Source organism: Peloplasma aerotolerans, from assembly GCF_030012175.1.
Classification (GTDB): Bacteria; Bacillota_I; Bacilli_A; order Acholeplasmatales; family Acholeplasmataceae; genus Peloplasma; species Peloplasma aerotolerans.
The window spans coordinates 22,381-29,281 of sequence record NZ_JASCXW010000026.1; the positions used below are offsets into that span (position 1 = coordinate 22,381).

Here is a 6,901-nt window from a genome sequence, read left to right on the forward strand (position 1 = left end):
AATCACTTATGAAGAAACGTAGAATTGATCGTCAACAAGATATTTTATTATCTATATTAAGACCATTTGTGTATTTATGGATGCGTATGGATACAAAAAGAAAAACACATCTAGGTCCTGGAATTAGTTTTAAACGCAAAGAACCTTTTATTATGCTTGCTAATCATACATTTATGTTTGATGTAATTCACGTTCCCTTACGTTTTAAAAACGTTCCTTTTATTGTTGCCAGTCATACATTATTCAAAAAGAATGCGACAAAATTCCTAGTAACTCAAGTAGCACATGTGATTGCTAAATCAAAGGGTCAAAGTGATACATCAACAGTTAGAGATTTAATTGGAGCAGTTAAAAGAGGTTATCCTATTTTAATTTTCCCTGAAGGTGATACAACTTTCTATGGAGAAACTGGATATATAGAGCCATCAACAATGAAATTGATTAAGAAATTAAATCTTGATGTTGTTGTGTGCAAAGTAAAAGGTGGCTATTTATCTAAACCTAGATGGGCTACAGGTAAAAGAAAGAATCGCAGAGCATCATTTCATTATGAAATTCTGATTCCAAAAGAAAAAGTAAAAGAGTTATCACTTGAAGAAATTGCAAAGATTGTTAAGTCAGCTTTATATCATAATGACTATAATTATCAAAGAGAAGTTATGATACCTCATCCAGGTAAAAAGCTTGCTGAGGGTTTAGAAAATGTAGTTTATGTATGTCCAATGTGTGAAGGTATTCATACTTTAGAGACAAAAAGCAATCAAATCAAATGTAGAAAGTGTAACCATGAAGGATATATCGATCAATATGGATTTATTCAAAACTTTAAGTATGATAACTTAATTGATTGGGATAACTATCAAAAAGGCTTTACTAAAGCTTTAAGAGATTCAGTTTTGGAAACAGAAGGTGAGTTGTATCATCTACACGAGGAAGATAACTCACTTGATGAATTGGGTAGAATCAAGCTAAAATATGAGCATAAAACATTTTTTATTTCAGGCAATTATGAGGAAACCATCCCGCTAGAAAAAGTCCAAAATGCGACCATTACTTTAAGAAGAGATTTCGGTTTTATATATCAAGAAAAAAACTATTTAATTAAACTCGACCAGTATGGTGCAGCATTTTTAAGGATTGCGCAAGATAAATACTAAAAATCAAAATTGCTCTAGATATTAATGTCTTGCTGGGTATATAATAGAAGTAAAGATACGATCAATTCAATAAGGAGAACTTAAACATGGATATGACTGTCGTTATTAAAGAAAAAAGAGAACCTGGATTTAAGATTACTAGAAAAAAGATTCCAAATGAACTAAAATCGAATGAGGTTTTGATTAAAGTATTAGCAACCTCGATTTGTGGTACAGATGTTCATATTTATAAATGGGATCGTTGGAGCCAAGGCAGAATTAAGCCTCCACTAACTGTGGGGCATGAGTTTTGTGGTGAAGTTATAGAAGTTGGTAGCGAAGTGAGAAAAGTAAAAGTTGGAGATGTGGTATCAGCAGAAACACACATTGTATGCGGTGAGTGTGAGTTTTGCAGAAGAGGGGAGTATCACATTTGCAAAAACACACAGATTATTGGTGTTGATACTGATGGTTGTTTTGCGGAATATGCAAAAATGCCTGCAGATAACTTAATTATTAACAGTAAAGATATAGACCCTAAATACTTATCGATTCAAGAACCATTAGGGAATGCAGTTCATACAATGTTACATTTTGATATTATAGGTAAAACAGTAGCAGTTGTCGGATGTGGTCCTATTGGATTAATGGGTGTCAACGTAGCAAAAGCTGTTGGAGCAAGCAAAGTGATTGCCATTGAAGTTAATGATTATAGAATTAATTTAGCAAAAGAATTAGGTGCAGATGTCGTTATTAATCCATTAAAAGAAAATGTTATCGAACGCGTACTAGAAGAAACAAATGGTATGGGTGTTGATGTAGTTGGTGAATTCTCGGGTAATAAAACTGCTATTGAACAAGCATTTAAGTATGTTAAAGCTGGTGGTAAAATGTCAATGTTAGGTATCGTTGATTCTAATATTGATATTGATTTATCAAACGATATAGTCTTTAAGGGGATTACCATTTATGGTGTTGTGGGACGTATTATGTTTGATACATGGCATCAAGTAACAGGGTTGGTACAAAGCGGGAAACTCGATTTAGAAAAAATTGTTACACATACATTTAAGTTGACAGATATTGAAGAAGGTATGAAAGTGATGATGTCAGGAAATAGCGGAAAAGTTGTCTTAATACCTTAAAGGAGGAAGTTATGTCTTATTTAGATTTGAAGATTCAAGAGTTAAAAGATAGTGGTGTTTATCGTGAACTTCCTATTAACGAAGGTCCTTGTGAAGCTGTTATCCGTTTAAATGGAAAAGATGTTATTAACTTATCATCGAATAATTATTTAGGCTTTGCAAACCATCCAAGACTTAAAAAAGCTGCAATTGATGCAATTGAAAAATATGGTGTTGGTGCAGGAGCTGTGCGTACAATTGTCGGTAATATGGATATTCATGAAACATTAGATCAAGTGATTGCAAATTTTAAACATGAAGAAGCAGCAACCGTTTTTCAGTCCGGTTTTGCGTGCAATGCTGGTGTCATTCAAGCAATTACATCAGAAAAGGATTTAATCATTTCAGATGAGTTAAATCACGCTTCTATTATTGATGGTGTTCGTTTATCAAAGGCAAGTCGTGCAGTTTATAAACATTCGGATATGGAAGCTTTAGAAAGTATTTTAAAAGAAAAAAGAGATCAATTTGAACAAGTCTTAATCATTACAGATGGTGTTTTTTCAATGGATGGCGATATTGCAAAACTCCCAGAAATTGTTCAATTAGCTAAAAAATATAATGCATTAACATATGTCGATGATGCACACGGTTCAGGTGTCTTAGGAAATTCTGGGCGTGGAACTGTTGACCACTTTGGTTTACATGGACAAGTCGATTTTATTATTGGAACTTTATCTAAAGCGATTGGTGTTGTCGGTGGTTATGTTGCTGGTTCAAAAGCAAGCAGAGCATGGTTATTACATCGAGGAAGACCATTACTGTTTTCTACAGCATTAATGCCAGGTGCTGCAGCAGCAATTATTGAAGCCTTTAAAATGCTAGAAGAATCTACTGAGTATACAGATAAGTTATGGGACAATGCAAGATATTTTAAAAACAAACTCGTATCATATGGATTTGATATCGGGCATAGTGAAACCCCAATTACACCTATTATGATTGGTGAAGAGAGTAAAACAATGGCTTTTTCAAAGGAATTACTTAAACGTGGTGTTTATGTATCAGGAATCGTCTTTCCGACAGTACAAAAAGGTATGGGACGCATTCGTTGCATGGTATCAGCACTTCACACAAAAGCACAACTTGATCAAGCTGTAGATATTATCTACAAAACAGCGAAGGATTTAAGTATTATTTAATTTTAAAAATCAATTAAAATATTGAAATCATGATATGATGAATATATAAATCTAACCCATAGATTGGATTCATCATTGATGCGTATATCCAAAAAGGTCCTAGATTTAGGATCTTTTGTTTTGTCATCACATACACTAAAAAATAGGAGACATACACTTTATGGATCAAGTCAAACGTTTTGATTTAGATAAAAAGCCAGTCAAAGAAAAGTTTTTTCTTACACCTCTTGCTTATTTATTAAGTTTTCCTACGGTATGGAAAAGAAAGTTAATAGTCAATAAAGTCAATATGAAGGGGCTGAAGCCTCCATATATTCTTTTAGCAACTCATCATGCATTTATAGATTTTAAAGTCACAACAGCTGCAATATTTCCTAGAAGAGCTAACTACATCGTTGCTATTGATGGCTTTATAGGTAGAGAATGGTTACTCCGTAATGTTGGTGCGATTTGTAAAAGAAAGTTTACGAATGATTTGAAATTGTTTAAGCAAATTAAGTATTCATTAGAAGAGTTGAAAAACATTGTTGCGATATACCCTGAAGCAAGATATACACTTGTAGGAACGACAGCTATATTACCTGACTCATTAGCTAAGATGGTTAAAGTTTTAAAACAGCCAGTTGCAGTTTTGAATATGCATGGTAACTATTTGACACAACCACAATGGAATTTAGCAATGCGTAAAGTTCCACTTGCAGCCGATTTGACACAAATTATTACTAAAGATGAGATCAAAGTATTATCGGTTGATGAAATCAATAGACGTATCCATGATGCCTTTGTTTATGATGAATATCAGTGGCAAAAAGATCATCAAATTAAAATTGATTTTGCAAATCGAGCAAAAGGATTGCATCAAGTGTTATATCAGTGTCCGAGCTGTTTAGCTGAATCCCAGATGGATTCAGATAAAGATCAATTGTGGTGCAATGCATGTGGGAAATCATATACAATGGATGTTTATGGACAATTGAAAGCAAACCAAGGTGTCACTGAGTTTTCACATATTCCTGATTGGTATGAGTTTGAAAGAAGTCAAGTTAGCAAACAAATAGAAGAGAAAACCTATGCTATTGAAGATGAAGTGAGGATTGAAGCGTTGCCTAATGCTAAAGGATATATGCCATTAGGTAAGGGGAAACTGATACATGATTTAAATGGTTTTAGAGTTGAAGGTGATGAATTAGGAAAACCTTTATTGATTGTTAAAGAACCTCTTGCTATGTATAGTTTACATATTGAGTATGACTATTTAGGCAAAGGGGATTGTATTGATATTTCGACGTTAGATAATTCTTATTATATTTATCCTTTGAATCATAAAAATATAGTTACTAAAATGCATTTTGCAACTGAAGAACTGTACAAAATAGAAAAAGAAAAACTACAAAATAGTTAATGAAAACCATTAAGGGCACTTCATAAAACATATGTCCTTTTTGTTTTTAATGTTATAATTAATAGTAGAGGAAACTAATGGAAATCAAATGTTTGAAAATAAACGATTTAACAGAATCTGTATGTGAAAACCAATTCAAGGTAAGATATTTATTACCAGGTGAAACTGCAACATTTGTTAATCGGAAAAATAGAATCATATTACCTGAAGATGTTATTGAAGCATCGATCCATCGCGCAAAAGTCATTTGTCCGATTTTTTACGAGTGTGGAGGTTGCGATTTTCTACATATCAAATACGATGAGCAAGTTAGAATGAAAGAATCGTTTATTAAAACATTATATTTCAAAAACAATATAAAAACTCAGATCAATGATTTAATTAAAACTGAAAAACCTTTGCATTATCGACATAAAGTAGTTGCAACAGCAACGACTGTCAAAAGCAAAGTTCGCTTAGGACTATATCAAGAACAAAGTAAAAAAGTATTACCATTTCTAGATTGTTATATCCAAGATAAACAAGCAAATCGTGTCCTAAAAACAGTAGAAGCAACTTTTAATCAATATAAAATGTCAGCCTATAACATTGATAAAAATGTAGGTATTATCAAACATGTCTTAATTAGGAAGTCTTATCATACATCAAAGATGTTGCTTGTCATTGTAACAAATGGTAACTTATTACCTAATGCTAAAAAAATGGCTCAAGATATCATAAAAAAACATCCAGAAGTATCAACTGTTATTCAAAATATTCATCATAGAAAAACAAATCTTGTTTTAGTCGATGATGAAAAAATCATTTATGGCTCAGGTTACATCGATGATGAAATTGATGGTATTAAGTTTAGATTGTCATCTAAATCCTTTTATCAAATCAATCCAGTTCAGATGATGAAACTATACCATAAAGCACTTGAATATGCAGAAATAAAGGCAGATGATATTGTGATGGATACTTATTCAGGGATTGGGACAATATCGCTTCTAGCAGCCAAAAAAGCTCAATCAGTGATTGCGATTGAATCCAATCATAGTTCACATAAAGATGCACTATTTAACATGAAGTTAAATGGTATCAATAATGCTTACTTTCATCATGATGATGTTGAGCACTTTATTCAAAGCTATGAAGGTCATATCGACGTTTTAATTATGGATCCTACAAGAGATGGAGCGACTGAAATCTTTATCAAAGCAGTATTGAAGGTTAAACCTAAAAAGATCGTTTATATTTCTTGTGAACCAATCACACAAATTAGAGATATCCATATCTTAAAAGAGCAATATGATGTTGTTGAGGTACAACCTGTTGATATGTTTATTAACACACAACACTTAGAAAGTATTGTTTATATGAAACTGAAATCATAATTAAAGGTAAATCATATGTATAAAAAATTATTTGCAGAATATCAACCAAAAAATGAGCAAGAATCAAAAGACCTACAACTCATCTTAAATTTTATAAAGAGAAATGATGATGCATTATATAGAACTAACTTGGCAGGGCATATTACATCTTCGGCTTTCGTTTTAAATCAAAAGATGACAAAGATTCTATTTGCATATCATCATATCTATGATTCATGGGCATGGGTTGGTGGACATAATGATGGGAATCCCAATTTATTAGAAGTAGCCATTAAAGAAGCAAAAGAAGAAACAGGTGTGAAACATGTAGTGCCTTATAGTGATCAGATTTTTACAGTTGATGTTATCTATGTCAAAAATCATATAAAAAATGGTTTGTATGTTCCAGATCATCTTCATTTAAATGCAACATTCTTATTGATTGCTGATGAAAATGATCCATTATTGATTAATCATGCTGAAAATAGTGGTGTAAAATGGTTTTTAATTAGTGAAGTGATTGATTATGTCAGTGAAGCACGAATGAAGCCTGTTTATTTAAAAGCATTTCACGAAATAGAAAAGATTAGAAAGCAGCAAAAGTAAGTTGTTAATAAATATCAAAAATCTAATTAATTGATGAAATCAATGTTTCGTGTATAATTATATATAGAATAAGTAA

The 6,901-nt window shown here is 32.0% G+C and carries 6 protein-coding genes; all 6 read left to right on the forward strand.

What is annotated here, in order from left to right; translation table 11 throughout:
• The first annotated feature begins 8 nt into the window (after positions 1–8).
• The 6 genes from QJ521_RS07405 to QJ521_RS07430 all read left to right on the forward strand — a co-directional run bounded on the left by QJ521_RS07405 (position 9) and on the right by QJ521_RS07430 (position 6,825).
• Positions 9–1,157, forward strand: a complete 1,149-nt coding sequence (locus QJ521_RS07405; RefSeq protein ID WP_282839819.1) for a lysophospholipid acyltransferase family protein — start codon at positions 9–11, stop codon at positions 1,155–1,157.
• 86 nt (positions 1,158–1,243) lie between these two features.
• Entirely contained in the window at positions 1,244–2,281 is a 1,038-nt protein-coding gene (tdh, locus tag QJ521_RS07410; protein WP_282839820.1) for an L-threonine 3-dehydrogenase, read from the forward strand.
• Positions 2,282–2,292: 11 nt separating this feature from the next.
• Entirely contained in the window at positions 2,293–3,462 is a 1,170-nt protein-coding gene (locus QJ521_RS07415; protein ID WP_282839821.1) for a glycine C-acetyltransferase, read from the forward strand.
• Between the two features lie 160 nt (positions 3,463–3,622).
• Positions 3,623–4,864 carry a lysophospholipid acyltransferase family protein gene (locus QJ521_RS07420; RefSeq protein ID WP_282839822.1) on the forward strand — a complete coding sequence of 414 codons (1,242 nt, stop codon included), beginning with the start codon at positions 3,623–3,625 and terminating at the stop codon, positions 4,862–4,864.
• A gap of 77 nt (positions 4,865–4,941) precedes the next feature.
• Positions 4,942–6,240: a 23S rRNA (uracil(1939)-C(5))-methyltransferase RlmD gene (rlmD, locus tag QJ521_RS07425; RefSeq protein WP_282839823.1), complete on the forward strand. Its 1,299-nt coding sequence runs from the start codon at positions 4,942–4,944 to the stop codon at positions 6,238–6,240.
• Positions 6,241–6,255: 15 nt separating this feature from the next.
• On the forward strand, positions 6,256–6,825 hold the full coding sequence (locus tag QJ521_RS07430; protein ID WP_282839824.1) for an NUDIX hydrolase: 570 nt from the start codon (positions 6,256–6,258) through the stop codon (positions 6,823–6,825).
• Positions 6,826–6,901: the final 76 nt, after the last annotated feature.

Excerpts from the sequence above, each read along its gene's own strand:
- QJ521_RS07405 (WP_282839819.1), top strand. The coding sequence starts at position 9 with ATGAAGAAACGTAGAATTGATCGTCAACAAGATATTTTATTATCTATA.
- tdh (WP_282839820.1), top strand. The coding sequence starts at position 1,244 with ATGGATATGACTGTCGTTATTAAAGAAAAAAGAGAACCTGGATTTAAG.
- QJ521_RS07415 (WP_282839821.1), top strand. The coding sequence starts at position 2,293 with ATGTCTTATTTAGATTTGAAGATTCAAGAGTTAAAAGATAGTGGTGTT.
- QJ521_RS07420 (WP_282839822.1), top strand. The coding sequence starts at position 3,623 with ATGGATCAAGTCAAACGTTTTGATTTAGATAAAAAGCCAGTCAAAGAA.
- rlmD (WP_282839823.1), top strand. The coding sequence starts at position 4,942 with ATGGAAATCAAATGTTTGAAAATAAACGATTTAACAGAATCTGTATGT.
- QJ521_RS07430 (WP_282839824.1), top strand. The coding sequence starts at position 6,256 with ATGTATAAAAAATTATTTGCAGAATATCAACCAAAAAATGAGCAAGAA.